The following is a 25,599-nucleotide window of genomic DNA, read 5'->3' on the forward strand; positions in this document are numbered from 1 at the left end:
AGGAGTCGCCGTGTTGAACCAAGGCATCGGCTCGTGGCCGGCCCGCCGGGCCCGCAAGACACCCGACCGGACCGCCCTCGTCCACGAGGACCGCACCTGGACCTACCGCGAACTGCACCAGCGCGTCCTGCGCCTCGCCCACGCCCTGCGCGCACTGGGCGTGGAACGCGGCCACCGGATCGCCTACCTGGGGCCCAATCACCCCGCCTTCCTGGAGACGCTGTTCGCGGCCGGTGTACTCGGTGCGGTCTTCGTCCCGCTCAACATCCGGCTGGCCGCCCCGGAACTGGCGTACGGTCTGTCCGACTCGGGCAGCACCGTCCTCGTCCACGCGCCGGAGCAGGCCGACGCCGCCCGCGCCGCCGCCGGCCAGGCCGGCGTAGGTCACCGCGTCGCGCTCGACGGGCCCGGCGACGGCGCCCTCGGCTACGAGGAACTGCTCACGGCCGGCGGGACCGACCCCCTGGACGAGACCGTGGCCCCCGAGGACCCCTGCATGATCATGTACACCTCCGGAACCACCGGCCGGCCCAAGGGAGCGGTCCTCTCCCACGCCAACATCACCTGGAACAGCGTCAATGTCCTCGTCGACACGGACCTCGCCGCGGACGAGGTGACCCTGGTCGTCGCGCCCCTGTTCCACACCGCGGGTCTCAACATGACGTGCCTGCCCACCCTCCTCAAGGGCGGCAGGGTGGTGCTGCTCGGCGCGTTCGACGCCGAGCGGGTGCTGGAGACCATCGAGGACCGGCACGTCACCCACATGTTCGCCGTCCCCACGATGTACGACGCGATGGCTGCCCTGCCCCGCTGGGCGACGACGGACCTGTCCAGCCTGCGCACCGTCAGCTGCGGCGGCGCACCGGTGCCCACCCGCACCATCGACACCTACCTCGCCCGCGGACTGGCCTTCAGCCAGGGTTATGGCATGACCGAGGCGTCCCCCGGAGTCCTCTTCCTGGACAAGGCGGAGGCCGCGGCCAAGGCGGGTTCCGCCGGAGTCCCGCACTTCTTCACCGACACCCGCGTGGTGCTGCCCGACGGACGCGACGCCGAACCCGGAGACCGCGGCGAGATCCTCGTCCACGGCCCCAACGTCATGACCGGCTACTGGGGCCGGCCCGCCGACACCGAGGCCGCCTTGACCGACGGCCGCTGGCTGCGCACCGGCGACGTCGCCCGTATCGATGCCGACGGGTTCGCCTACATCGTCGACCGGGTCAAGGACATGTTCGTCTCGGGCGGCGAGAACGTCTATCCGGCGGAGGTCGAGGACATGCTCCTCACCCACCCGGCCGTCAGCGAATGCGCGGTCATCGGCATACCCGACCGGACCTGGGGCGAAGTGGGCCGCGCCGTCGTCGTCCTGAAGCCCGGAGCCGTCGCCGACGAGCCGGACATCCTCGGCCACCTGCGGGGCAGGCTCGCCAAGTACAAGATCCCCAAGTCCGTGGTCGTCACGGACACCCTGCCTCGCACGGCCTCGGGGAAGATCGTCAAGCCCGTCGTGCGCGACCGCTACGCGAGCGCCTCCGCCGGCCATCGCTTCCGCCCGTAGGACGCGCCTCCGCCGGCCCGCCTCACCCATGCCCGCCCCACCGAGAGGAACGGAACCCTCATGCCCACCACCGCGAACGGCCTCGACGCGCTCAAGTCCCTCAGCGGAGCCGACCTCGGCCGCACCGAATGGCGAGAGATCACCCAGGAACGGGTCAACACCTTCGCCGACGCCACCGACGACCACCAGTGGATCCACACCGACCCGGAGAAGGCGGAGAAGGGTCCCTTCGGCGGCCCCATCGCCCACGGCTACCTCACCCTCTCCCTCATCATCCCGCTCTTCGGTGAGCTGCTGGGCATCACTGGCGTATCGATGAGCGTCAACTACGGCCTGGACAAGGTCCGTTTTCCCAGCCCCGTCCCCGTCGGGGCGAGGATCCGCCTGCACGGCTCCGTCGGCGCCGTGCAGGAGGTCAAGGGCAACGGTGTCCAGATGCCGCTGACGTTCACCGTGGAGACGGAAGGCAGCGACAAGCCCGCCTGCGTGGCCCAGGCCGTGTACCGCCACTACGCCTGACGTCTGCCGGCCCCGAAGCACAGATCACGCGCTGTACGCGGACGGGGGCCAGACGGGTGGCCCTCGCGGTCGCCGCCAGTCCGCCCAGCGGCCGGCGACGGATCCCCTTCAGAGCCTTCGGCGATTCAGACCGAGGCCTCCTGAGAGGGAACAAGAGATGCGTAAATGTACTGTCGCGACGGCCGGGTTGGTCCTCGCCGCCCTGTGCGCCGTCCCGGCACTCGCAGCCCCGGGCACGCCGGCCGCGTCCTCGCACAGAGAACTGACCGCGATCGGTCTCACCAGCGACCAGCGTCTGGTCGAGTTCAACGTCGACAAGCCGGCCAAGGCCTGGTCGCTGGGGAAGGTCTCCGGTCTGTCCCGGGACACCCGGCTCGTAGGAATCGACTTCCGGGTCCAGAACGAAAGGCTGTACGGCGTCGGTGACAAGGGCGGCATCTACACGCTCAACACCATGAACGCCAAAGCGACGAAGGCCTCCCAGCTGACGGTCGCGCTCTCCGGCACCGCCTTCGGTGTGGACTTCAACCCGGCCGCGAACCGGCTGCGGGTCATCTCCGACACGGGGCAGAACCTGCGGCACAACATCGACGACCCGGCGGCCCCGCGAACCACCACCGTCGACGGCACACTCACCAACCCGACGAGCCCGCCGTCCACCGCCGTGGGGGTCACCGGCGCCGCCTACACCAACAACGACCTCAGCGCGGGGACCGCGACGACTCTGTTCGACCTCGACACTATGGCGGACCGGATCTCGCTGCAGTCTCCGGCCAACGCCGGAACCCACGCTCCCACCGGCAACCTCGGCGTCGACGCGGGCCTGGACGCCGGCTTCGACATCTACTACAGCCCGGCCACGGGCATGAACCACGGCTTCGCCGCCATCGGCTCGGCCGGTACCTACCGCCTGTACGGGGTGGACATCCTGGCCGGCAAGGCGACGGACATAGGCGCGTTCCCGAAGAAGTACCAGGTCACCGACCTGGCCCTACCGGTCGACCAGAGGTAGCCGCACCACTCGGGCATGGCAGGAGGCGGCCTGCGAGACCTTGATCAGAGTCTCGCGGGCCGTCCCCGGGCCCGATCGGTCCCCTGCTTTTCGGACACGCGGACACGCAGTGCGAAAGGCGTTGAGCTGGCTCTCGGGCGAGTCCGCTGTGCCGGACCATTGGCCGTACTTGACCTGTACACGATCATTCCGTGGGTTTGTACTGGCGTATCGCACGCCTACTGCACTCACAGGGGGAACAGCGCAGTGACATCCTTACGCCTCAAGGCGGCCTTCACAGGTCTGGCCGCCGCGGCTCTGCTGCTGGTCGGCGCCCTGCCGGCCCAGGCGCAGAGCCCGCAGGAAGACCGAAAGACCACCTACAAGATCACCCCGTACGTGATATCCGACCCGGCGCTCATCGCCGACCCGGAGAAACTCGTCGAGGAAGTGACGAAGCGCGGCAATCTCGACCGGCTGGGCATCAAGCCGTCGACGTCCGCGGGCCCTTCACAGATGTCGAAGAAGGCGGCCCTCGCCGCGGACCCGGCGAGCTACGTGGTGGACTCCTCACGGTTCCCGAACGGCCGCATCCCGGCCGACATCTACGACTACACCAACTGGGAGGAGTGCGGCGCCAACTCCGACGCGGCATCGCAGGACGCCGGGTGGATCAAGAACCGCTACTCGTACTGCCAGAAGCACCTGCTGTTCATGCCCGCCTTCGAATGCGGGCTCTTCCCGCCGCAATGCAAAATCAGCGGCGTCTACTCCTCGACGAACACGCTGATCGGCTACGGCAAAGTGGGCGGACACGAGGACCATCCCAACTTCCGCTGGGCGGACTTCCGGCTCAAGGTCGAGAACATCGTCACCACCGGCCCGTTCGCCGGCTCCGGAGCGGACCTGAGTGCCGCCATCGAGTGCGAGGGCACCTACACCGACGAGGACTCCAACCTCAACGACGACCACGCCTGCTACGCGCACGAGAACGAGGAGACCGAGAAGACCATCAACGAGTGGCGCGTGAACGACGAGGCGTACTTCGACATCGCCTCCCAGGCGATCAGCTCCGACCCGCTGTGGGGGGAGCAGATCGCCACCGGCGTGTTCCACATCGAGTACGAGTTCGATCTGCCCTGGTACTTCCAGATCATCGATACCGAGAGCCCCGAAGGCGGCATGCGGTTCGACTCGGCGTGGTACCTCCAGTCGCACAAGCTCGGGTCCGTGTTCGACCGGGCGGTGCCGGGCATGTCCTACACGAAGTCCGACGCGGAGGTGGCCGGCGTCGCCATCCACCTGGAAGACGCCCGGGCCAACCCTGGAGCCACGATGCCCACGCAGGCGGACAAGCACCTGGCCGGCGGCACACCTGGCGACCCGATCCACCGTCTCGCACAGGCCAAGGGAGAGAAGCAGAGCTTCCGGTACGACGAGAACCGCCGCATCGTCCGCAACTTCTGCGCCACCAAGGCGATGCAGGACCTCAAGGCGACCCTTCCGGAGAACCAGGGTCCGTACGACTGCGACGAGTACCCCATGGCCTCGACCTACGAGGGCGCGGGACGACACCTGTTCCCCAACGAACCGTACGGCGGCGCCCAGTACGAGCGTCACTACTCGGCGCGATGGGTCAACAGTGAGGTCAACCAGGAAGCCGGGCGGCGCCTCGGCCGCTGGTACGACGTCGACCGGCTGCTCGACCAGGACGCGTTCCACATCCCCATCCGCTGACCGCTGAGCGGTGGTCGTGTGGGGCCCGGCCGACGAGGCCGGGCCCCGCACACGGATCGGTCCGTCTCAGCCCGCGTCCGGCCAGAACTGGACCAGTGCCCAGCCGCCCGGCTCCGCGAAGCCGCCGTCCGGGGCAGGGGCGTTCTCCCGCCACCCCACCCGCGCCCGCCACCTGCCGGCATGCGGGAGCCGGAAGACGTCCGACTTGCCTCCGGCGGCGATCTCGTCCACCAGGAACCGGCCCGAGGGGAGGTCCAGCGACAAGACCTCCGTCGACGGCCACTCGTCCGCGAAGGCGGTCGCCGGTCCGTCCCATGCCTCCAGCCGCAACCGCGCGTTGAGAATGTCCGCGTCCGACCCGATGTAGAGCATGGTGGCGTTGGAACTGACGAAACTGCCGACCGACCGCGGCGACGCCGGCCGCTCGCCTTCCTGGCCCTCCTCGTCGACCAGGCCGAACAGCCGGTGGTCCACGATGACGTCCAACTCCCGAGACGTCACAAGCTGAGGCATGCGGTACCTCCTGAGACAGCTGACGTACGTGACACTGTGCCGCAGGCTATGCCCCGCAGACCACGCCCGCCCAGACGGTGGCACGCCGTCACGGAGGCGGGCGTCGACGCGCGAGCGCTTCAGGCGTGGGCGGGCAGGCCGGAGCCGTCGACGGTCACGCCGCGCAGCAAGCGGTCGAGGTAGGTCCGCAGTCGGCCCGCCATGTCGTACGACCCCGGGGCGAGCGCCCACTGCAACTGCAGCCCGTCCATGACGGCGGCGATCTCCGCGGCGAGGCCTTCGCAGTCGGTGTCCCGTTCGAGTTCGCCGCGATCGACGGCGGTGCGCAGTGACTTGGTGATCTTGCCGATCACCGTGTCGTAGCGGCGGAGGAAGTAGCCGTGAGCGGGATGGCCGCGCTCGCCCGCCTCCGCGGCCAGGACATTGAACATCCTGGTGCGGCCGGGCCGCGCCGCGTTGTGCTCGGCGAGGTCGACCAGCGCCTCGAAGGCCTCGACGGCGGACTGCGGTTCCCGGGTGAAGAACCGCGCCGCGTCCTGCTCGTCGCTGTGCCGCAGGACCGAGACGAGCAGGTCCTCCTTGCCGCGGAAGTGGTGCAGCAGACCGCCCTGGGTGATGCCGACGTCCTTGGCGATCCGCGCGAGCGAGGAGGCGTGGAAGCCCCACTGCGCGAAGTGCTCGACGGCGACGTCGAGGATGCGGGCACGGCGCTCGTCGCCCACCGCGTAACTGCCGCGGGCTGCGGATCTACGGGGCTTGGCGCCCTGGGTGCGGTCCATGTCCATCACCTTAATCCGCGTTCCGGCAAGCCCTCATGGAGTGTGGTTCAAGCGACTCATAAAACCTACTGACTACTCTGTTTCTGCGTCTGCGTCTGCGGTGTGGTCGCCGGACGGCGGGGAAGCCGTCCCCCTCCCCTCTGGAGAGCCGTCATGGCCGTCATCCCCGACGCCGCGCCGGGCGCCGAGCCCCCCGCCCCGGCCCCTCAGCACCCCTCAGCCGGCCCCCGCGCGGCTGGTTCTCGGCCTCGCCTTCGCCCAGTTCGGCGTGATGCTCTCGCTGCTGACACCGGTGATGGTCACGCTCGCGCTGCGCGTCGCGCAGATCGTCCCGGAGGACGACCGGGGCTCCGCCCTCGGCCAGGGGTCGGCCCGAAGCGGCACCCGGACCTCGCCTGGAACTTCGCCAGCCGCTTCCTGGTCTTCGCAGGCGTCTCCTGCGTCACCAGCTACCGGGTCCACTTCCTCCTGGACCGCCTCGGCCACAGCGAGGACGAGGTCTCCGGCAAGGTCGACGTCCCGAGCGACACGGCCGATCCCGTCTTCCCCCACGGAGCGGGCCTCACTCTGTGACCCGCGCACGCGGGGCTTCCGGCCAGGGACCGAAGGAGACGCGGAACAGCGCACCGCCGCCGGGAGCCTGTTCCGCGGTGAGCGTGGCGCCGTGCGTGCGGGCGATCTGGCGGGCCATCGCCAGCCCCAGTCCGGAACCGGGCAGCGAGCGGGCCGAGGGGGCGCGGTAGAAGCGGTCGAAGATGTGGGGAAGGTCCCCGGGTGCGACACCGGGCCCGCGGTCCCGGACGGTCAGCTCCCGGTCGTCGACCACCACCTCGACCTCGCCGCCCGGCGGGCTGAACTTCGCCGCGTTGTCCAACAGGTTCGTCAGCAGACGGGCCAGTCGGGAGGGGATGCCGGGGCGCAGGACGCCGGATGCCCGGTCGGTCGTGCGGAGGTCGAAACGGACCTGGGGCCAGCGTTCCCGGGCGGTGTCCACGGCGTGCCGGGTCAGGCCGGCCAGATCGACCTGTTCGAGCAGCGGACGCGGTTCCTCGTCGCGGGCCAGCTCGATCAGGTCGTTCACCAGGTTCGTGACGTCCGTCAGCTGACGCACCAGCGCGCCGGCGGCCCGCTCCCGCCGGTCCACGGGCAGCCGGTCGGCGAGGGCGAGGAGTTCGGCGTTGGTCCGCAGGGCGGTCAGCGGGGTGCGCAGTTCGTGGGAGGCGTCGGCGATGAGCCGCCGCTGGGCGGTGACGGAGCGGTCCAGCTCCTCCAGCATCGTGTTGAACGTCGCCGCGAGCCGCGTGATCTCGTCGTCGCGGGCAGGGCCGCGGGGCGCCGGGCCGGGCAAGGTGATGCGGTGCCGCGGGTCCCGGGTGGCGGCCACCCGTTCCGCCGTGGCCGTCAGCCGGGTGACCGGTGCCAGCCCCGTGCGCGCGACGCCGTAGCCGAGGCCGCCCGCCGCGAGGACACCGGCCGCCCCCACGGCCACCAGGAGCCAGGCCGCCTGGCGCACGCCCCGGTCGGCCACGTCGGAACGCAGCGCCACCTGCACGGCTCTGCCGTCACCGTAGGTGGTGGTGAGCATGCGGGCCGGATGACCGGCGACGGTGATGGCGCGGTACGAGGGCTCCCGCCGGCCGGCCGCGACCTCACGCGTCCCGTCGGAGACCGGAAGGGCGTAGGGCTCGGCGGGATCGTCGGCGGGGTCTCGCGGGACGATCTGCGCGCAGGCCGGAGCGCCCAGGTAGCGGCACTCCGCCCGGACGACACCCGGAGCCGAGACCTGTTCCTGGCGTGCGACGAGGTTCGCAGACTGGGCGAGGCTCTGGTCGAGCTGCTGGTGGAGCTTGAAGCGCAGCACCAGGAAGGCCGCCGTACACACACCGACCACGACGAGCGCGACCGCGGCGGAGGCCGCCAGCGCCAGCCGGGTACGCAGCCGACGGGGCGCGCGGTCGCGCAGCCGGCCGAGCAGCGCACGCCACGACCCTCCGCCGCCGGACCCTTCCGGCCCGCTCATGCCGCGTCCAGCCGGTACCCCACGCCGTGCACCGTGTGCACGAGGCGCGGTTCGCCACCCGCTTCCAGCTTGCGCCGCAAGTAGCCCACGTAGACCGCGAGGGAGTTGGAGTCGGGACCGAAGTCGCGGCCCCAGACCAGCTCGAAGAGCACCGCGCGCGGCAGCACCTGGCCGGGGTGCAGCAGCAACTGCTCCAGCAGCGCGAACTCCGTGTGGCTGAACTCGATGGCACGCCCCCCGCGCCATCCGGTGCGGGTCTCCGGGTCCACCTCCAGGTCGGCGAAGGCGAGGCGGCCGCCGTCGTCCGGGCCCTCGGGGGCGGCCCGGCGCAGCAGCGCCCGCACCCGGGCGGTCAGCTCGTCCAGCGCGAAGGGCTTGACCAGATAGTCGTCGGCGCCCGCGTCCAGCCCGTCGACCCGCTCGCTCACCGCGTCCAACGCGGTCAGCACGAGAACCGGCGTACGATCCCCGATCGCACGCAGCCGACGGCACAGCCCCAGGCCGTCCAGCACCGGCATCAGAACGTCGGTGACGATCACGTCGGGCTGCCAGACCGCCACGTCCGACAGCGCCGCCAGACCGTCGGCGGCGCCCCGTACCGCGTACCCCTCGACGGTCAGGCCGTCCTCGACGGCGGCCCGCACCTCCGGCTCGTCGTCCACCACCAGAATTCGCTTCGCCACGGCACCAGCCTGCCAAAGCATTTCTGAGAGCCCTCTTATGCCGTCCGACCAGCGTGGCGGCCCCGCAGCGAAGCGCCGGTCCGAGGGCGCCGCTTCTTAGATCTCTCTTAGAGCGCGTCAGCAGCGTGACCCTCCATGAGGACACCGCGAATACCGCGAACACCCCAGTCCCGCCTGTCGGTGGTGATCGGCGCCGGCGGCACGGGCGGCCACATCTATCCCGGCCTGGCACTGGCCGACGCGCTGCGGCGCGCCGTACCCGATGCCGAGGTCTCGTTCGTCGGCACGACACGCGGGCTGGAGACCCGGCTCATCCCCGAGGCCGGTTACCGGCTGCACACCGTGGACATGATCCCCTTCGATCCGTCGCTGGGCGCGAAACGCTTCCTGCTGCCCGCCGCGCTGGCGAGGTCCGGTGCCCAGTGCCGGGCGATCCTGCGCGAGCAGGGCGCGCAGGTCGCGGTCGGCATGGGCGGTTACCCGAGCGCACCCGTGATCGTCGGGGCCCGGATGGCCGGTCTGCCCAGCGTGATCCACGAGTCGAACGCGGTACCCGGCCGCGCGAACCGGTTCGCGGCCATGCTGACCGACCGGATCACCCTGGCCTTCGACGAGTCCCGGGAACACCTCTCCCGCGGCCGGCACGCCAACACCGTGGGCATGCCGATCGCCGCGGAGCTGGCGGCCCTGGACCGCCCGGGACTCCGGGCCGCCGCCCGGCACGCACTCGGCGTCCCCGGCGACGGCCGGCTGGTGCTGGTCAACGGCGGCAGCCTGGGCGCCGCCCGGCTCACCGCCGCGGCGACCGGCCTCGCGCGGCACTGGCGACACCGCACCGACGTCCACCTGTTGATCAAAACGGGTCCGGCCGCGCTGGAGGACACCCGGCGGCAGCTGGCCCAGTCCGGGGCCGCCCGCGTCGCCACGGCCGTCCCCTACCTCGACCGGATGGACCTCGCGTACGCAGCCGCAGATCTGGCCGTGTGCCGAGCGGGTTCGTCGACCGTCGCCGAACTGGCGTCCACCCGGACCCCCGCCGTCCTGGTGCCTTACCCGTACGCCCCCGGCGACCACCAGACCCACAACGCCCGCGTCCTCACCGACGTCGGCGCCGGCCTGCTGCTGCCCGACGCCGAGACGAACGCCGACCGGCTGGCCACCCTGGTCGAGCCGCTGCTGGCCGAGCCGTCCCGGCTGGCCGCCATGGCCGCCGCCGCCCACCCCGGCACCCACGCCCGAGCCGCCGACCTGCTGGCCGCGCACGTCCTGCGCCTGTCCGGCCGAACGGCACCGCTCCCGGGCGGCCCGGCCCACCCGGGCCACTCACCCCTGCCCGCACACCACACCGACACGGAGACCCCGGCATGACCATCCCGCGGACCCCCGCCCCGCCCACCCCCGCCGACTTCGACTGGACCGGACGCACCGTCCTGGTCACCGGAGCCGAGGGATTCATCGGCTCCGCCCTGGTCGACCTCCTCGTCGCCCGCGGCGCCGAGGTACGCGCGTTCGTCCACTACAAGCCGTACGCCGAGAAGGGCCACCTCGCCCACCACTTCACCGACCCGCACAGCCCGGTCGAGACGCTCGCCGGGGACGTCCGCGACGCGGGCCGGGTGATGGACGCCGTGGCCGGCTGCGACACCGTCTTCCATCTCGCCGCCCTCATCGGCATCCCCTACAGCTACGAATCCCCGGGCGCCTACGTCCAGACCAACGTCGTCGGCACCGAGAACGTCGCCGAGGCATGCCGACGGCACGCGGTGCGCCGCCTGGTGCACACCTCCACCAGCGAGGTCTACGGCACCGCCCGCACCGCACCGATCAGCGAGGACCACCCGCTGCAGCCGCAGTCGCCGTACTCGGCCTCGAAGATCGGCGCCGACATGACGGCGCTGTCGCACTGGCACGCCTTCGAACTCCCCGTCACCGTCGTCCGCCCCTTCAACACCTACGGCCCCCGGCAGTCCGCCCGCGCGGTCATCCCCACGATCCTGTCCCAACTGCACTCCGGCACCAGGCAGATCCGCCTCGGCTCACTCGCCCCCACCCGGGACTTCACCTACGTCACCGACACCGCCGCCGGCTTCCTCGCCCTGGCCGCCTGCGACCGGGCCGTCGGGCACGCCGTCAACCTCGGCACCGGCCAGGAGATCTCCGTCGGCGACCTGGCCGAGGCACTCATCGCCGCGTCCGGGCGGGACGCCGAGATCGTCGTCGACCCCGCCCGGCTGCGCCCGGCGGGCAGCGAAGTGCAGCGCCTGCTCTCCGACAACTCCCGTGCCCGCGACTGGGCCGGCTGGCAGCCGGAGGTCTCGCTGGAGGAAGGGCTCCGGCACACCTCCGACTGGGTCGCCGACAACCTCCGTCTCTTCGCCACCGACCGCTACGACGTCTGACAGACCCGAGCGGCCCTGCGGGACGTCCACCCGCAGGGCCGCCCCTACGGCGTCGTTCCCGCCGCCGCGCCCTGTACAGGGTCGGCGGACTGCTCTGCGCGACCCATGAACCGGACCGAGGCCGGCCGCGGTTCGGGATGGAGGGCCCCGCAGTCCGGGGTGATCCTGCGCGTGCTCGGCCGCGAGCCCCGTGCGGGCCTCGCCGACGTCGGCACCCGGGTCGGTGTGCACGAGCGCGCCGTCGCGCGCCGTCTGGAACGCATGACCGCCACCGGCCTCGTACGGTTCACGGCAGCGCTGGTGCCCGAGTACCTCGGAGAAGGCATCGTCGCCGAGCTGGCCGTCACCTGCCTGCCGGGCCGCGTGCACGAGACGGCGACGGCCCTGGCCAGGCGGCCCGACGTCTGGTCCGTAGAGGTCGCCACCGGCGATCTCCAGGTTTTCGCCGAACTCCAGGCACACGATCACGAGCAGCTGTTCACCGCCGTCGACGAGGGGATCGGCCGTATCGAGGTCGTACGGGACGTCCACTCGTCCGTCGTCCTGCGGCTCCTTCTCACGGCGAACGACTGGTCACCGCTCGATCCGGAGCCCACTTCCGTACGGCGTACGCTCAGCGAGGGCCGCCCCCTGCCGGACCCGCCTCCGCTCGACGCCCTCGACCACACCCTCGTCACGCTGCTGGAACAGGACGCGCGGATACCGTTCAGCCGTCTCGCCCGCGAGCTGCGCGTCGGCGAGACCACGGCCCGGCGACGCCTCGCCCGGCTGATGACCTCGCACGCGCTGCGTCTGCGCCTGCTCGCGGAGCCGGCCGTCCTCGGCCACCCGGTGGAGGCCCGCTTCCGGCTCACCGTCCACCCGGGCGCGGTGGGCGAGGCCGTACGCGTCCTCGCGCGGGAGCCGTCCGTACGCCATCTCGCGCTGACCACCGGGCGCACGAACGTCCTCGGCTACGCGAGCCACGCCTCCATGGCCGAGCTGCGGACGTTCGCGGCCCGCGCCTTCAGCGGCGTGCCTGGACTGCACTCGGCGACACTTCGCTCCTGATGCGCTCCTACAAGCGCGCGGGCGCGCCGGCCCGCCTGTGAGCACGTCCCCCCTGCCACTGGCGGAAGTGTGACGCAGGTCATGCGGCATGCCCGAACGTCGTGAATCGGCCACTTCTGCGATAACCGAATATCGGACAGCCGTCGCTCGCCCTTTGGGAGATGCGAGTGATGTGGGTCATTCCCCTAGGTAGTGCAGGCAGAACCTCGGGGTCGGCCTGTAATTGGATGGTGAAGTGAGTCATGGCAGGGCGGGTCACGGAACAGCCACCACGGAAACCGCAGGACTTAACGTCTTGTTCATGACTCAGCTCGACGTGCGGCTGGAGGCCCCCGAGCCGGGCGACGGTGCCTCCGCCGAAGGTATGCGCGCCAAGGGCCTCAACGGGAACTCCGTAGGCCTGATGGGCAGTGCCGTCATCGGCGTCTCCACCGTGGCCCCGGTCTACTGCCTCACCTCCACGCTCGGCTCGACCGCCGGCGAGGTGGGAGTGCAGATGCCGGCGGTGTTCCTCGCCGGCTTCCTGCCGATGCTGCTCGTCGCCTTCGCCTACCGCGAGCTGAACAAGGCGATGCCCGACTGCGGCACGTCGTTCACCTGGACGGTGCAGGCCTTCGGTCCGCGCGTGGGATGGATGTGCGGCTGGGGCCTGGTGATCGCCACCATCATCGTGCTGTCGAACCTGGCCGGCGTGGCGACTTCGTACTTCTGGCTGCTCGCGGGAGAGATCACCGGAAGTGCCTCGGTGGCCGAACTGGACGGCAACAAGTTCGTGCACATCGTGACCTGCCTCGCGCTGATCGCGATCGCCACGGTGATCAGCTATCGCGGGATGACGGCGACCAAGGGCCTGCAGTACGCCTTGGTGGCGCTGCAACTCCTGGTGCTGGCCGTCTTCGTGGCAATGGCCTTCTCGAAGGCCGGAAGCGCTGATCTCCCCACCTCCGCCGACTTCTCCTGGTCGTGGCTCAACCCGTTCGCCGTCCAGTCGTTCGCCGCCTTCACGGCGGGCCTCTCGCTGTCGATCTTCATGTACTGGGGCTGGGACGCCTGTCTGACGGCCAACGAGGAGACCAGCGGCAGCAGCCGTACGCCGGGCCGGGCCGCGCTCGTCGCCATGATCGTGCTCGTAGGTTCCTATCTGGCCACGGGCGTCGCCGCGCAGATGGCCGTGGGCTCCGGTGACCAGGGCCTCGGACTCGCCAACCCCGACACGTCGGACAACGTCTTCGCCGCCCTCGCCGGCCCCGTGATGGGCCCGGGCCTCGGCGTCCTGCTGTTCGTCGCGGTCCTCGCCTCGGCGGCGGCCAGCCTGCAGACGACGTTCATCCCCGTCGCCCGTACGGTCCTGGCCATGTCGACGTACGAGGCACTGCCCGCCTCCTACGCCCGGGTCCACCCGCGCTTTCGCACCCCGGGCCGTGCCACGGTCACCGCGGGCATCGCCACGGGCGTCTTCTACACGGTGATGTCACTGGTCAGTGAGCATGTACTGGTCGACACGATCTACGCACTCGGCCTGATGATCTGCTTCTACTACGCGCTGACGGCCTTCGCCTGCGCCTGGTACTTCCGCGCCGACCTGCTGAAGTCCGGGCGCGACCTGATGTTCAAGGGGCTCTTCCCGGTCGTCGGTGGCGTCCTGCTCGCGGCCGTCTTCGCCAAGACGCTGGCCGACATGTGGGACCCCGCCTACGGCAGCGGATCGTCCGTCCTCGGGGTCGGCTCCGTCTTCGTGATCGGCGTGGGGCTGCTCGCACTCGGTGTGGTGATCATGTGCGTGATGCGTCGGCGCAGCCCCGCCTTCTTCCACGGCGAGGTGCTCACCCGGTCGACTCCCGCCCTGATCGCGGAGGACTGAGACGCCGAGGCGGGCCGCGGCGGGCTTCGGCACCCGCACTCTTGAACAATCCTCAGCTTTCCTGATGTGATCTGCGGCACTGTCGACCGACCGTGCCGGAGGCCCCATGTACCGCCGTCTGTGCGCCGCGCTCGTCTGCGTCGTCCTGCTGTCCACCGGAACCGCCCAGGCGAAGGCCGCCGCCGAGGACCACCGGGACCCGCCCCTCGGCATACCCCGGCTCACGGACGACCGGGGCCGCGTGCTGACCCTGCGCGGCTGGAACGTCGAGGACAAGACCCACCGCGGCGAGGCCGCTCTGTCCGCGATCGGCGAGCGTCACTTCCGGGACCTGCGGGCCCGGGGTTTCAACTTCGCGCGGCTGCTGGTCTTCTGGGACGACCTCGAACCCGAGCCGGGCCGTTACAGCGAGCGGTACCTCCACAGGATCGAGCGCGTCCTGGACTGGGCGCACAAGCACCGCGTCCACGTCCTCATCGACGCGCACCAGGACGTCTTCGGGCCCGCGTTCGGGCACCGCGGCATCCCCGAGTGGGCGACGAGGACCGACGGGCTGCCGTTCCAACCGCACCCCGACGACTGGTTCGCCGAGTACTTCGAACCGGCCGTGCAGCGTGCGTTCACCCACCTCTACGAGGACCCGGACCTGCGGCGCGCGCAGGCGGATATGTGGCGGGTGCTGGCCGGACGCCTCGGGGACCATCCGGCCGTCCTCGGCTACGACCTGATCAACGAGCCCATGGGCGAGATCGGACAGGGCGAGGACCTGCCGACGGCGGCCCGGCGCATAGAGCGCGATCAGCTCACCCCCCTGTACAACCGCCTCGCCGACGCCGTACGTTCCGTCGACGACGACTCCTGGATCTTCTTCGAACCGACCCCGATCGTGGGGGAGGGCGTCCCCACCGGTCTGGGGCGGATCGACGACCCGAAGGCCGTCTACGCGCCCCACTTCTACAACACGGCGATGGAGGCGGGCGCCGACTACGACCCTTCGGCAGGCTGGATCGAGGCGTACGAGTCCGCGGTGACCCTCTATCCGCGCCAGTACCGCGTCCCCGTCGTGGTGGGGGAGTGGGGGCCGCTCAACAACTCCCTGCCCAACATGAGGCGCTTCTACCGTGACGCCCTGTCGTCCCTGAACCGCTACAGCTCCGGTTGGGCGGGCTACGTGTGGTGCTACGGCGGCGGATACTGCGCCGTCGACGCGGAGGGACGCTTCCGGACCAACAAGGAGCAAACCGCGGCGCCGTACGCTCCGGCGGTCGCCGGCCGGGTCACCGCCGAGGTGTACGAGCCGGACAGCGGAGCCTTCCGGCTGTCGTACCGGGCCGGGGGCGGTGTCACCGAGATCTCCGTGCCGCCCCGGGCGGGCGGCTGGCGCATCGAGTCGACCGGCGCCACCCGCACCGTCACACCCGTACTGCCGGAGGACCGTGCGGCGATCGCGCGCGTGCGGGCGCGGCCCGGCGCGCATGTCACCGTCGTCGTGACTCCGCGCACGCCACGATGACCCGAGGGCGAACCGCGGACGGGCTGCCGACGAGCCGCGGGCGAGCGCAAAAGTTGAGCAGTTGTCTTGTTTCAAGTATTCCCACGCCGCCTACCGGTCAGTACAACCCCTGGTAACCCCTCAACCCACCAGGAGGTGCAGTGAAGGGCAAACGGCACAGACACCACTGGCTGACGGCGGCTGCCGCGGTGGTGGCGGTGGCATGCGGATCCCTCACCGCCGCCGCCCCCGCGCAGGCCGCCCGGCCCGGCTCCGCCGAGACCGTCTCCTCCGTACCGCTCTCCCCCGAACTGGAGGCCATCCGCGCGGCCGAGGCGACCGAGCTGTACGGAAATCCGGCGGAACGACCTCTCGGCGACCGCAAGACCAGCCTGATCTCACTCGGCGACAGCGAGATCTCGGGCGAGGGAATCGGCACCTACGAACCCGGCACCAACGGCCCCGACAACTGGTGCCACCGCTCGCCGGACGCCGCCATCCACCGCACCGGGATCCCCGCCGACCTCACGCTCAACGTGTCCTGCTCCGGCGCGTACACCGGGAACATCCGCATCGGCGGGACCAAGCAGTATGCCGACGAACTGGTGCAGAGCGACAGCCTCGCGATCAAGGCGCGCAACACCCGCGTCAAGATGGTGCTGCTGGTCGCCGGAGCCAACGACGACCTCCAGTTCGGCCCCGTCATGACCGACTGCGTCACGCGCTACCTCCTCCTCCAGGGCCCCTGCGAAGCCAAGTACGCCACCGGCTGGCAGGACCGCGTCGACGCTCTCGTGCCCAAGGTCGAGCAGACCGTGCGCGACCTGAAGAGCGTGATGAGGGACGCCGGTTACGCCGACGGCGACTACAAACTCGTCGTCATGGGCTATCCCAGCCCCATCGGCCCCGACTTCCGCGACAACCCGGCCTTCTCCGGCAAGCTCGCCTGCGGCGGCCTGGGCTACGACTCCGACACCGTCTGGGGCCGCAACAGCGCGGTCCCCGCCTTCGAACGCGGAATGCGCGAGGCCGCGGCCGACACGGGCGCGATCTACCTCGACAACTCACGGCTCTTCCACGGCCACGAGGTCTGCATGGAGGACACCTGGGCCCGGGGCGCCTTCATCGACCTCTCCAAGCCCGGCACGCCGGACGAGAACTCCCTCCGCCAGTCCTTCCATCCCAACAAGCGCGGCCACGCCGCCTTCGCTTCCTGCCTCACGCAGCTGTACGGCTCGGATGCCGACGAGGCGAGCTGCGCGGACGTCGACTCCTCCGGCAACCCGGTCCTCTTCCCGTACGCCTGGGACACGGCCTACCGACCGCTGACCAACCGGGCGACCGGCACCTGCATGGACGTCGACGCCGCCGAGAGCGCCAACGGCACCCGCGTCCTCGGCTGGGAGTGCCACGGTGGCCGCAACCAGGGCTGGTGGTACGACCCGGCTCGGGGCACCATCCATACCGAGCTGACCCAGGACCGCTGTTTGGACGTCCCCGACACCAGGTATCCGGCCGGCACGGGCCTGGTCCTGTGGAACTGCCACGGCGGGACGCATCAGAAGTTCGTCCGTGACGGGGCCACGATCCGGCCGGCGTCCGCGCGAGGGCTCTGCCTCACCCTGGCCGGCCCGAGCGAGCCGCTGCGGATCCAGAACTGCGACGGTTCGGACAACCAGCGCTTCACGTAGCGGGCACCGCGCCCGGCCCTATGACCCCGACCGGATCGCGGAGATGTCGAACTGCAGTCGGACCTTCTCGCTCACCATGGTGCCGCCCGCCTTCAGGCGCTGGTTGTAGACCAGGCCCCACTCCGTACGGTCGATGGTGGTGGTGCCGTCGAAGCCGGCCCGCTCGGCGCCGAACGGATCCATGACCGAGCCGAGGTAGTCGAGTTGCAGCTCGACGGGCCGGGTGGCGTCGCGGATGGTCAGGTCCCCGGTCATGCGGAAGGTCTCGCCGCCCTCGTGGACGGTGGAGGTGCTGCGGAAGGCCATCTCCGGGTAGCGGCGCACATCGAAGAAGTCGGGGCCGATGAGGTGCGCGTCCCGTTGTTCCACGCCCGTGTCGACACTGGCGACCCGGATGACGAGTTCGGCCCCCGACTCGGAGGGCCGGGCTCCGTCGAAGTACAACGCGCTGTCGTAGTCGGCGAAAGCTCCTCGCACCGTCGTGACCATCGCGTGCCGCACGGAGAATCCGATGCGACTGTGCGGTCGGTCGATGGTCCATCGCCCGGTCAGCGCGCGAAGTGCGGGGTCGAGTGCGACACCCCGGGCCGCGGCCTTCGCGCCTGAGACGCCGGTGTCGACAGCCGGGGTCTGTTCGATGACGGCGGTCTGGCGACGGCTGAAGATACCCATGATCGTGAGCCCTTTCCCATCTGGTACTCCGTGCTATCACGGCGCCGCCTGGCGCCGCCCAGCGAGATGGGCCGCCTCGTCCGGGTTCCATGGGGTCGACTGCGAAGCTGCACAAGATCAACATAATGTGCCCGCGTTGCGGCGGACCTCAACTCCTGACGGCCCCCGCGATCCGCAGAGCCGCCTCGGCGGGCGTGAGGTGCGTGGTGTCGACGACCTCGGCCTCGCCGTGCAGCCATGTACGGGCCGCCTCGGCGTAAGGCTCGAGGTACCTGAGGCGGAAGGGGGAGGGCACGGGAGAGGCCCCCTCGATGCGCCCGCGGAGGGTCTTCTGGTCAGCGTGGAGGACGAAGTGCCGTACTGGGATGCGATGTTGGGCGAGGCCCGTGCTGATCTCGCGCCAATACCGCTCGACCAGGACGGTCATGGGCACCACCAGAGTGCCGCCGGTGTAGTCGAGTACGCGGCGGGCGGTCTCGACGACGAGCGGCCGCCACGGCGGCCAGTGCTGGAAGTTGTCCGTCTCGGGCAGCCCCGGCGTGATGTCCATGAGTGTCTCGCCGACCTTCTCGGCGTCGAACACCCGCGAATCCGGGATCAACTGCTGCACGAGTGCACTGGTCGTTGTCTTGCCCGCACCATGGGTGCCATTGAGCCATACGATCACGGGACGCCATGTTAGCCCCGTGCCCGGCCGCGGGACGCGGGACGCGGGAACGGACGCGGCCCGGTTCGGGAGGGGTCCCGCGGAGGGGGCGGACACTGGTCGGCACGCCGTACGCCGAGAACCGAGGAGACCAGCGATGCCCCTCTCCGCCAGCCTCGCGCGCGGTGTCGCGCCCACCACGCCCGGGACTCTGCACGCCCGCACGGTCACCGGTGAGCTGAGCGCGCCGCCCCGCCCGGGGCTGACGGTCTGCTTCGGGCGTGGCGAGAAGCCCGATGTGGACCTGGGGGTGGGCGTGGACGACCTGCGGGTGAGCCGTCGGCACGGCGAGCTGACATACCGTCAGGGTTTGTGGTGGCTGCGCAACACCGGGCAGCAGCTTGTCCGGCTGCCCCGCGGCCGGATGATGCACCTCAGCTCCGAAGCGATCCCGCTCGCCACCGGCTACACCCCGCTGTTCGTGAAGGGCTCCGGCTACCGCGAGCATCTGGTCGAGCTGTACGTGGCGGGCCACGACGACCAGGGGCCGGTGTCGCGGCGCCGCGCCGAGACCGTCCGGCCGGAGACGTGGGCGCTCGACGACGACGAACGGCTGCTGCTGGTCGTCCTCGGCCAGCGATATCTGCTGTACGAGGAGGAGCCGCGCCCCCTGACGTACGCCACGGCCGCCAAGCAGCTCGGCTACCTGCACCCCGGTGCCAACTGGACCGAGCGCAGGATCGAACACCGGATCGAGGTCGTACGCCACCGCCTGCACCGCACCGGCTTCCGGTATCCGCTGCTGCACGACAAGTCGCAGGGCCGCCCGGGCGACAACAGCCTGCTGCACAACCTGATCAAGGGGTTGGTGGAGTCGACGACGCTCGTGCCGCCGGACCTGGAGCTGATGGAGGACGACGAACCCTGGCCCGACCCCACGTCATGAGGGGCCGGCGGAGCAGTGGACCGGCGCTACGTCATCGCGCCCGGAGTTCCGCCGCGGCCGAGGCCGCGAGGTCCTTCGCCATCCCGCAGAGCTCGTCCATGGGCCGCTGCCCCGTGATGTCCAGACGCACCATCTCGGCGGCGGTCTCGGCGTTGTGGCCGCTGTACCTGCGGTACTCGACGAAGACCGAACAGGTGTCCCCGTCGTCACCCGGTTCCGCCACGGCGCGGTATCCGGCGAGGCTGAGGGCCGTGCCGTCCGCCGCGGACCTGGGCTGGTCCCGGAAGAAGGCCACCTCGGCATCCAGTTCGTCGACGTCGCTCGACCACTCGCAGCTCCAGTTCACGATGCCGACGTCCGGCACGTCCACCTTGAGGCCGGGAACCGCGGACAGCGCCTTGGCGTCGAGCAGAGCGCAGGCGTTCGCCCAGGCCAGCGACGTGCGCGGGTAGGGCGGGGAACGGCGGGGGAGCGGACCCCGGTCGAGGACCTCGGCGGCGCTCTCGGCGGCCTTGCCGGCGACCGCGCACAGGGTTGCGGTGCCGCCGACCACGGAGCCCCTGCCCATGTTGACGCGGACCCGGACCAGCGTGCTTTCGGCGTCGGACGTCAGGAGCAGATTGCACTCCTCGCCCCCCGACTCCTCCTCCCGGATGCCGATCCGCCCGATGGTGCGGGAGGGCGTCGTCCCCTCCGGGGGCGGGCCTTCGAGGAGGCGCGTCGAGACGTCGATCCGGGTCTTGTCGTCGACGTGCACGAGCATGTCGCAGCGGTCGAAGTTTCCGTAGTCCGCGTCCACCCTCGCGTCGCCGAACCGGTCGAGCGCGGCGGGGTCGGCCAGGGCGCACACGTCGGCCGTGTGCGGATCGCCGACCAGTGCGTGCGGTTCGCCGTCCGAGGCGTCCGCCGGCCGGCTCTGGCCCGGCTGGGGCGTGGCCCTGCCGCCGTCGGTGCCGGGGACGAGGACCGGCCCCAGCACCAGTAAGGCGCTGATGGCCAGGGCGGCCGCGATCAGGGGTCGCCGCCACCCTCGACGTCCGGTGACGGTCGTGGCCGTGTCTCGGGAGGATGCCGGTTCGGATCCGGCGGCCTGCTCCAGAAGGCGCCCGGCCTCGGCGGCGGAGGGGCGTTGCCGGGGGTCGCGGCGCAGCATGGCGGTGAGCACGGGATACAGCGGACCCACGGCGGCGGAGTCCAGCTCGACGACGCCCTGCTCGGCCTTCCAGTACCGCAGGCGCTCCGACTCCTCCCCGTCCTTGGCCGTCCCGGCGGGTGCGGCGGCGTCGTCGGGCGCGCCCCCGCGCGGGGGCGCTCCGGTGACCAGCGCGTAGAGGGTCGCGGCGAGGCAGAACACGTCCGAGGCGGGCCGGGGGAGGTTGCCCCGGGCCAGCTCGGGGGCCGCGAAGTCCGGGGTGAAGCTGAACGGGCCGTCGACCGTGATGGTCTCGGTGCCGCCGACCCGGTGAGCGGCGCCGAAGTCCAGCAGCTTCGCGGTCCCGTGCCGGGTGACGCCGATGTTGGCGGGCTTGACGTCGCAGTGGACGATGCCCGCCTCGTGCAGGGCGGCCAGCGCGTCGGCGAGCTGGGCGCCGATACGGGCCGCCCGCTCGGGAGAGACCGTGGGACACCGGTCCAGGCCGCCGCCGGGGACGTACTCCATGACGAACCAGTACGTCCGCGACCCGGGCCCGTCCTGCTCGACAGTCACCACGTCGAAAAGGGTCACCACGTGTGGATGGTCACGGAACTTGGCCATGGCACGCGGTTCGCCCAGCAGCCGCCGCAGCGCGGTCTCGCTCTCGCCGTCCGTCCGCTCCGGTTTGAGTGCGACGTCCTGGCCCACCACCGTGTCGTGGGCCAGCCACACGTCGCCGCCCCGTCCCGCGCCGATGACCTCCTTGAGGACATAGCGGTCGGCGAACTCCTCACCGGAACGCACGGATCTTCCCTCTCGGTCGAGTCCGGTACGCACACGGCCACGGTCCGGGGCCGCGCGTATGCCTCGAACCTACTGTGCACGGCGGGCCGCACACAGTCTCTACCCAGAGCCTTCATCAGTCGCGCGCAGCGTGGACAGACCCGGGACCGTGAAGCACGGGAGGGGTCCCGACAGGGGCGCCTACCGTGCGCGTTCGGGCCGTACCGAACACCCCGACGCGAGGAGACCCGCCATGCCCAGCACCCGGACCGCCGTGCTCGCCGGCATCACCGCGGCCGTCACGACCGCCACGCTCACCCTGAACGCCCACGCCGACACCCGGGCCGCGCACGAGCGGGCGGCCGCTGCCCGGTGCGCGCACCCCGCCGACGTCCTCGACCTGACGGACTGGAAGCTGACCCTGCCCACGGGCGACGACGAGGATCCCACCGAGATAACCCAGCCCGAGCTGGCGACCTACTCCGCCGAGCCCTGGTTCCGGACCGGATCCGGCTGCGACGCGGTCAGCTTCCGGGCCGCCGTCAACGGCGTGACGACCGGAGGTTCCAGCTACCCGCGCGCCGAACTGCGCGAGATGACCGACGGCGGCGAGGACGAGGCCGCCTGGTCCACCACGGACGGCACCCACACGCTCGTGGTCAGGGAGGCGTTCACGGCGCTGCCCGCCGAGCGGCCGTACCTGGTCGGCGCGCAGGTCCACGGCGGGGACGACGACGTCACCGTCTTCCGTCTCGAAGGCAGCAGCCTGTACATCACCGACGGCGACGACCGGCACCACCACCTCGTCACCGACGACTACGACCTGGGCACCGAGTTCGAGGCCGAGTTCGTGGCCGAGAACGGACGGATCGCCGTGTACTACAACGGACGTCTGGAGACCACGATCGCGCACGACGGCGACACCAACTACTTCAAGGCAGGGGCCTATACGCAGGCCAACTGCGACAACTCCGAGCCGTGCGCCGACGACAACCACGGCGAGGTCCGCATCTCCCGCATCGAGGTCACCCACTCCTGAACCGGCGCGCCTCCCGGGACCCCTCCCGGGAGGCGCGTGTCACGGTGGCGCCGACCGAGGGCACGGAAGGGGCGCGGCGGATGACGGGGGACACGACGGGCGTGGAGGGGACACTGCTGATCCGTGCGCAGCGGATCAACTCGGCGCTCGTCGTGGACCGCAGGCTGGGCGAGGGCGCGTTCGCCGAGGTGTACCGGGTACGGCACCACATCCTCGGCTGGCAGGCGCTGAAGATCTTCAAGCACGTGGCCTCGCTGGAGGCGACCTCCAGGCTCTTCGACGAGGCCCGCATCCTCTCCACCCTGGGACACCCCAACATCATCCGGGTGTTCGACGCGGGCACCGTGCAGACCTCCGAGGGGATGCGCGGCTACATCACCATGGAGTACGTGGCCGGCGGCAGCCTGGAGCGGTTGGTCGACTCGCACTCCGGCGCCGTACCGGTCGGCGAGGCCGCGGCCGTACTGCGGCAGGCAGCCGAGGGGCTCGCCGTCGCACATGAACGGCAGCACCCGATCGTGCACCGTGACCTGTCGCTGGCCAACGTGCTCATCACCTACGACGAGTCCGGACTGAGAGTGAAGGTGAGCGACTTCGGTCTGGCCAAGGAGACCGACCCGGGCACGATGGCGGCCAGTGCCCAGGGGACCGTCGCCTACATGCCGCCGGAGGTGCTGCGCCGGGGCACGGGCTACTCGTGCGCCGGGGACGTCTGGGCGCTGGGCACCATCGCGTACTTCCTGCTCACCGCCCACTTCCCGTACAACGGCGGCGACCCGGTGCAGTCCTTCTCTCTGGAGCGGTTCAACCAGCCACTGCTGCCGCCGAGCGCGTTCAACGACGGCGTGGAACCCGAACTGGACCGCCTGGTCGCCGACATGCTGCACGTGGACGTGGCGGACCGGCCCGCCACGGCCCGTGAGGTCGCCGAACGGGCCAAGGCCTTACGGCCGTCGGCGGGGGTGGGACCGCCGTCGCACGGGGCGGCGGTGGAGCGGTCCGTCGAGGAGCGGGTGCGAGCGGTCATCGAGCTTTCCCGGATGCCGGGACGACTGGCCGATGCCGCCAATCAGCTGGAGGAGACCGTCAGCCGGCATCCCCGGCTCCGGGAACGGCACATGGCTCGGCTGATGACGTGGCGCCGGGGGGTGGTCATGTGAGGGGTGCGACGCACCGGCAACGGACGTACGGGCAGCGGACGTATGGAGAGCGGATGGACAAGACGACTGCGGGCGACCGGAGGGGCGAGCCGTCCGACGCCCGGAACGGCACCGGAAACCTGTCCCGCTTCACGGATCTGGCGGGGGCGCGGTTGTACCGCGACAACGCCTTCGCCGTCACCGGGCTCCCCGCGAAGGCGCAAGGGCGCGCCGTCCGGCAGCACCGGCAGCGGCTGGAGGCCCGGCTCGCGGTCGAGGGCACCCGGCCCGCGGATCCGGACTCACCCATCGCGGGCGGGTACCGCAAAGAGGAAGTCCGGGCCGCGTTCGAGGAGTTCCAGGACCCCAGGCGTCGGCTGGTCGACGAACTCCTGTGGCTGTGGGGCGAACCCGGGCCGGGGTGCGGCTGCCCCGCGTCCGTGCACGAGGAGCACGACGACGCGGTGCGCTTCCACGCGATGGCGCTGGAGGCGGAGACCGGACGAGTCCACGCCGCCACGGACGGACGGGACACGCTCTGGCAGGGCGCGGCCGGCGGCTGGGGGCTGCTGCTGGAACGCGCCGAATTCCGCCGGCACATCGCCCACCGGCTCACGGAGCTGGACGATCCCCGGCTGGGTGAGCACACGGCGGACGACTTCCTCGCCGCGCTGCCCGGCCTCCTCGTCTCCCCGTTCCGGGAACTGGCCGCCGACCCGGACTTCCGGCCGCGGCTTGCCCGGGTCTGCGCGGGCTGGGCGGAACACAGGGCGTTCTCGGGGCTCTTCGGCGAACTCTTCGAGGAGACGGTGGAGGAGACGGTCCAGGACGTCATCGACGCACTGCGGGCCACGAACGAGAAGAAGGACGCCCGGCTTTTCGGGGACGCCGACCTGATGGTGCGGCAGAGGGTGCTCCCGGCGTTCGAACGGTTCGGGGAATTCCGGGCTTTCGTGTCGGACTGGCGGTACGACGACGTCGCGCACATCGTCGCGGTGGGCGTGGGCAACCTCGCGGTGGCGATGCTGGGCTACCACCAGTCCGTCCGGCCGAGCCCCGAGCAGAAGAGGACGGTGGTCGAACTCGCGGAGAGGGCGTACGAAATCGCGCCGGAACGCCACGTGAGGGAATTCAAGGAGAACTGGAACGTCATCTACGACTGGTCCCTGGGGGGCGTTGCCACGGGCGCCGCCTCGGGGCAGTCGTCCACCGTCTCGGGCGGTGAATGGTGGGGGTGCCTGTTCGTCGCCCTGATGATCGGTGCGGTGACCGCGCTGTGGGTGAACAGGGGGTGGGAAGCGGGAGTCGGCGCCTTCCTCGTGGTGGGCCTGCTCTACGGCGCCGCCGAGAAGCTCACGGAGTGGTACGCGCGGTTCCGGATCCACCGGGCCAGGAGGAGGTACCGATGACACCCCGAGTCCACCGGCGAGTACGCGATGTGCGCGCCCTGCTCGGCCAGTTGAGACACCCGCCCGAGTTCCGCGTCCCCCGGCCGCTGCTGGAGCCGGCCCAGGCCGACTGGGCCGCGGCCGTGCTCGCCGAGGTCGAGGCCGCCGAAGCCCTCGCGGAGCGGGCCCGCACCCCGGAGGGCGCCGGAACGGACGCGTTGCTCGGTGCGGCCATCGGCCTCTGGCGCGCCCAGCGCAAACTCGACCAGGGTACCGGCCCCCTCTCCGCGGCCGACCTGCGGCAAGTGCGCCGACAGGTCCACGCGAGCCGTCAGGCGCTCGCCGACGACGGGCTGGAGATCCAGGAGCACGACGGCAAGCCGTTCGACTCCGGACAGTCCCTGGAGGTCCTGGTGTTCCAGGACGAACCGGAACTGGACCGCGAGGTCGTGCTGGAGACCGTACGGCCGTCGGTCTACTTCCGTGGCGAACGGATCCGGATGGGCCAGGTCATCGTCGGCAGGCCCGCACCCGAACCACACCCTGGCACGTGACCAA

Annotated in this window: 22 protein-coding genes; 15 read left to right on the forward strand and 7 right to left on the reverse strand. The window is 71.0% G+C overall.

The window, feature by feature from the left end:
- Window positions 1-10: 10 nt before the first annotated feature.
- The 4 genes from ACFW48_RS34220 to ACFW48_RS34235 all read left to right on the forward strand — a co-directional run bounded on the left by ACFW48_RS34220 (window position 11) and on the right by ACFW48_RS34235 (window position 4,805).
- A complete protein-coding gene (locus ACFW48_RS34220; protein WP_386321865.1) occupies window positions 11-1,558 on the forward strand; it encodes a long-chain fatty acid--CoA ligase in 1,548 nt (515 codons plus the stop codon).
- Between the two features lie 60 nt (window positions 1,559-1,618).
- Window positions 1,619-2,077, forward strand: a complete 459-nt coding sequence (locus tag ACFW48_RS34225) for a MaoC family dehydratase (RefSeq protein WP_386321867.1) — start codon at window positions 1,619-1,621, stop codon at window positions 2,075-2,077.
- 157 nt (window positions 2,078-2,234) lie between these two features.
- The gene (locus tag ACFW48_RS34230; RefSeq protein WP_386321868.1) at window positions 2,235-3,089 is read left to right on the forward strand and encodes a DUF4394 domain-containing protein; all 855 of its coding nucleotides are present in this window, start codon (window positions 2,235-2,237) and stop codon (window positions 3,087-3,089) included.
- A 246-nt stretch (window positions 3,090-3,335) separates the two neighbouring features.
- Complete coding sequence (locus ACFW48_RS34235; RefSeq protein WP_386321870.1) at window positions 3,336-4,805, forward strand: hypothetical protein; 1,470 nt, start codon at window positions 3,336-3,338, stop codon at window positions 4,803-4,805.
- Window positions 4,806-4,871: 66 nt separating this feature from the next.
- Here ACFW48_RS34235 and ACFW48_RS34240 read toward each other — a convergent pair whose 3' ends face one another.
- From ACFW48_RS34240 to ACFW48_RS34255, 4 genes are all read right to left on the reverse strand, one after another.
- The gene (locus tag ACFW48_RS34240) at window positions 4,872-5,318 is read right to left on the reverse strand and encodes a hypothetical protein (RefSeq protein ID WP_386321872.1); all 447 of its coding nucleotides are present in this window, start codon (window positions 5,316-5,318) and stop codon (window positions 4,872-4,874) included.
- A gap of 119 nt (window positions 5,319-5,437) precedes the next feature.
- Entirely contained in the window at window positions 5,438-6,097 is a 660-nt protein-coding gene (locus ACFW48_RS34245; protein WP_386321873.1) for a TetR/AcrR family transcriptional regulator, read from the reverse strand.
- 562 nt (window positions 6,098-6,659) lie between these two features.
- On the reverse strand, window positions 6,660-8,117 hold the full coding sequence (locus ACFW48_RS34250) for a sensor histidine kinase (protein ID WP_386321874.1): 1,458 nt from the start codon (window positions 8,115-8,117) through the stop codon (window positions 6,660-6,662).
- Window positions 8,114-8,821, reverse strand: a complete 708-nt coding sequence (locus ACFW48_RS34255) for a response regulator transcription factor (RefSeq protein WP_386321875.1) — start codon at window positions 8,819-8,821, stop codon at window positions 8,114-8,116. Before ACFW48_RS34255 ends, ACFW48_RS34250 begins: the two co-directional genes overlap by 4 nt.
- A gap of 114 nt (window positions 8,822-8,935) precedes the next feature.
- On the opposite strand from ACFW48_RS34255, the gene ACFW48_RS34260 reads away from it, so the two are divergent.
- The 6 genes from ACFW48_RS34260 to ACFW48_RS34285 all read left to right on the forward strand — a co-directional run bounded on the left by ACFW48_RS34260 (window position 8,936) and on the right by ACFW48_RS34285 (window position 17,293).
- Window positions 8,936-10,168: a glycosyltransferase gene (locus ACFW48_RS34260; RefSeq protein ID WP_386321877.1), complete on the forward strand. Its 1,233-nt coding sequence runs from the start codon at window positions 8,936-8,938 to the stop codon at window positions 10,166-10,168.
- Window positions 10,165-11,199 (forward strand): GDP-mannose 4,6-dehydratase, encoded by a 1,035-nt coding sequence (locus tag ACFW48_RS34265; protein WP_386321879.1) that lies wholly within the window; start codon window positions 10,165-10,167, stop codon window positions 11,197-11,199. Before ACFW48_RS34260 ends, ACFW48_RS34265 begins: the two co-directional genes overlap by 4 nt.
- A gap of 105 nt (window positions 11,200-11,304) precedes the next feature.
- On the forward strand, window positions 11,305-12,249 hold the full coding sequence (locus tag ACFW48_RS34270; RefSeq protein WP_386321880.1) for an Lrp/AsnC family transcriptional regulator: 945 nt from the start codon (window positions 11,305-11,307) through the stop codon (window positions 12,247-12,249).
- A 301-nt stretch (window positions 12,250-12,550) separates the two neighbouring features.
- Window positions 12,551-14,110, forward strand: coding sequence for an APC family permease (locus ACFW48_RS34275; RefSeq protein ID WP_386321881.1), 1,560 nt, complete (start codon window positions 12,551-12,553; stop codon window positions 14,108-14,110).
- 106 nt (window positions 14,111-14,216) lie between these two features.
- Window positions 14,217-15,623: a cellulase family glycosylhydrolase gene (locus ACFW48_RS34280; protein WP_386321883.1), complete on the forward strand. Its 1,407-nt coding sequence runs from the start codon at window positions 14,217-14,219 to the stop codon at window positions 15,621-15,623.
- A 140-nt stretch (window positions 15,624-15,763) separates the two neighbouring features.
- A complete protein-coding gene (locus ACFW48_RS34285) occupies window positions 15,764-17,293 on the forward strand; it encodes a ricin-type beta-trefoil lectin domain protein (RefSeq protein WP_386321885.1) in 1,530 nt (509 codons plus the stop codon).
- A gap of 18 nt (window positions 17,294-17,311) precedes the next feature.
- Here ACFW48_RS34285 and ACFW48_RS34290 read toward each other — a convergent pair whose 3' ends face one another.
- On the reverse strand, window positions 17,312-17,965 hold the full coding sequence (locus ACFW48_RS34290; protein WP_386321887.1) for a YceI family protein: 654 nt from the start codon (window positions 17,963-17,965) through the stop codon (window positions 17,312-17,314).
- A gap of 148 nt (window positions 17,966-18,113) precedes the next feature.
- The gene (locus tag ACFW48_RS34295; RefSeq protein ID WP_386321889.1) at window positions 18,114-18,632 is read right to left on the reverse strand and encodes an ATP-binding protein; all 519 of its coding nucleotides are present in this window, start codon (window positions 18,630-18,632) and stop codon (window positions 18,114-18,116) included.
- A 136-nt stretch (window positions 18,633-18,768) separates the two neighbouring features.
- Between ACFW48_RS34295 and ACFW48_RS34300 the strand changes: the two genes are divergently transcribed.
- Window positions 18,769-19,557, forward strand: a complete 789-nt coding sequence (locus tag ACFW48_RS34300; protein ID WP_386321891.1) for an FHA domain-containing protein — start codon at window positions 18,769-18,771, stop codon at window positions 19,555-19,557.
- Window positions 19,558-19,588: 31 nt separating this feature from the next.
- On the opposite strand, the gene ACFW48_RS34305 is transcribed toward ACFW48_RS34300, so the two are convergent.
- Window positions 19,589-21,496: a serine/threonine-protein kinase gene (locus tag ACFW48_RS34305; protein ID WP_386321893.1), complete on the reverse strand. Its 1,908-nt coding sequence runs from the start codon at window positions 21,494-21,496 to the stop codon at window positions 19,589-19,591.
- Window positions 21,497-21,728: 232 nt separating this feature from the next.
- Between ACFW48_RS34305 and ACFW48_RS34310 the strand changes: the two genes are divergently transcribed.
- The 4 genes from ACFW48_RS34310 to ACFW48_RS34325 all read left to right on the forward strand — a co-directional run bounded on the left by ACFW48_RS34310 (window position 21,729) and on the right by ACFW48_RS34325 (window position 25,595).
- A complete protein-coding gene (locus ACFW48_RS34310) occupies window positions 21,729-22,514 on the forward strand; it encodes a polysaccharide lyase family 7 protein (protein ID WP_386321895.1) in 786 nt (261 codons plus the stop codon).
- An 80-nt stretch (window positions 22,515-22,594) separates the two neighbouring features.
- Window positions 22,595-23,674 carry a protein kinase gene (locus ACFW48_RS34315; RefSeq protein WP_386321897.1) on the forward strand — a complete coding sequence of 360 codons (1,080 nt, stop codon included), beginning with the start codon at window positions 22,595-22,597 and terminating at the stop codon, window positions 23,672-23,674.
- A 53-nt stretch (window positions 23,675-23,727) separates the two neighbouring features.
- Entirely contained in the window at window positions 23,728-25,062 is a 1,335-nt protein-coding gene (locus tag ACFW48_RS34320; RefSeq protein ID WP_386321899.1) for a hypothetical protein, read from the forward strand.
- The gene (locus ACFW48_RS34325; protein WP_386321901.1) at window positions 25,059-25,595 is read left to right on the forward strand and encodes a hypothetical protein; all 537 of its coding nucleotides are present in this window, start codon (window positions 25,059-25,061) and stop codon (window positions 25,593-25,595) included. Before ACFW48_RS34320 ends, ACFW48_RS34325 begins: the two co-directional genes overlap by 4 nt.
- Window positions 25,596-25,599: the final 4 nt, after the last annotated feature.

The sequence above is a fragment of the Streptomyces sp. NPDC058812 genome (genome assembly GCF_042744565.1).
Lineage (GTDB): Bacteria > Actinomycetota > Actinomycetes > Streptomycetales > Streptomycetaceae > Streptomyces > Streptomyces thinghirensis.